Consider the following 1,158-nt stretch of genomic DNA (forward strand, 5'->3'; position numbering starts at 1 on the left):
TTATTTTAGTTTCGTCAAAACCTAATAAACTATATTTGGAACTCTCTTTCAACTATTTAAAACTTTCAGAATACAATCTAGCTATATAATTTGCATATGATTTCAAAAACATTTAAACTGTAATAGAACGATAAAAAATAAGGAAAATACTATGCTATCACAAAAATTACTTAATGCTTTAAATGACCAATTTAATTATGAACTAGAATCAGCTAATCTTTATCTTGCTATGGCTGGTTACACATCTGACCTTGGTTTAGGTGGCTTCACTAATTGGTTTATGGCTCAGTATGAAGAAGAGCTTTTCCATGCAAAAAAGATCATGAAATTTATCTATAATAAAAATGGTCGTATTGAAGTTAAATCTGTTGCTGCACCACAAAATAATTTTAATTCGTTACTTAAAGCTTTTGAAACTACTCTTGAGCATGAACAAGAAGTTACGACTAGATTTTATAATCTAATGGATATAGCACTAGAAGAAAGAGAACATGCTACTAAGAGTTTTCTACAATGGTTTATAGATGAACAAGTTGAGGAGGAAGCTACTGTTGGTGATATGATCAATAAGATCAAAATTGTTAAAGATAGTGGTTTATATCTGCTAGATCAAGAAGCTGCTAAAAGAAACTTCAATGCTCCTAATTTAGGTTAATACTTATACAAATTCTATATTTTTTCTTCTCATAAATCTTATCAAAAAATATGCAAGTATAAGCACAAATACTCCTACAAACATAACACTCACACTTGTATCAAAAAAATAACTTTGATACAAACTAGCACTATCTACGGTGCTAATAACATCTTTTGGAAGAGCTACTACCTGGTTTAATAATCCTGTAATAGAATTTGCCATAGATGAAGATATATACCATGCACTCATTGCAAAACCTATTGTTTTACTATCACAGTATATACCTATCATACTCAGTCCAATTGCACTTACAAACAACTCTGATATCGAGATTAATACATAATACATTATAAATAACCCCATAGCAGCCAACAAAATTCCAACAGCAAACTGGTAAGGTATATAAAATCTTGGTAAAAGTGGATATATTAGCTAGATTGTATTCTGAAAGTTTTAAATAGTTGAAAGAGAGTTCCAAATATAGTTTATTAGGTTTTGACGAAACTAAAATAAACGATAAG

The 1,158-nt window shown here is 29.4% G+C and carries 1 protein-coding gene and 1 pseudogene; one reads left to right on the top strand and one right to left on the bottom strand.

Translation table 11 applies throughout. From position 1 onward, the window contains the following. Positions 1-151: 151 nt before the first annotated feature. On the top strand, positions 152-655 hold the full coding sequence (locus F8C69_RS10135) for a ferritin (RefSeq protein WP_159185047.1): 504 nt from the start codon (positions 152-154) through the stop codon (positions 653-655). 3 nt (positions 656-658) lie between these two features. Here F8C69_RS10135 and F8C69_RS10140 read toward each other — a convergent pair. Further along, positions 659-1,066 (bottom strand): annotated as a pseudogene (locus F8C69_RS10140) (peptide MFS transporter); the annotation flags it as partial. Positions 1,067-1,158 lie beyond the last annotated feature (92 nt).

Origin of the sequence: Francisella noatunensis subsp. noatunensis (assembly GCF_009823375.1) — a bacterium.
Taxonomy (GTDB): Bacteria; Pseudomonadota; Gammaproteobacteria; order Francisellales; family Francisellaceae; genus Francisella; species Francisella noatunensis.

Coding starts and splice junctions, on each gene's coding strand:
- F8C69_RS10135 (WP_159185047.1), top strand. CDS start 152: ATGCTATCACAAAAATTACTTAATGCTTTAAATGACCAATTTAATTAT.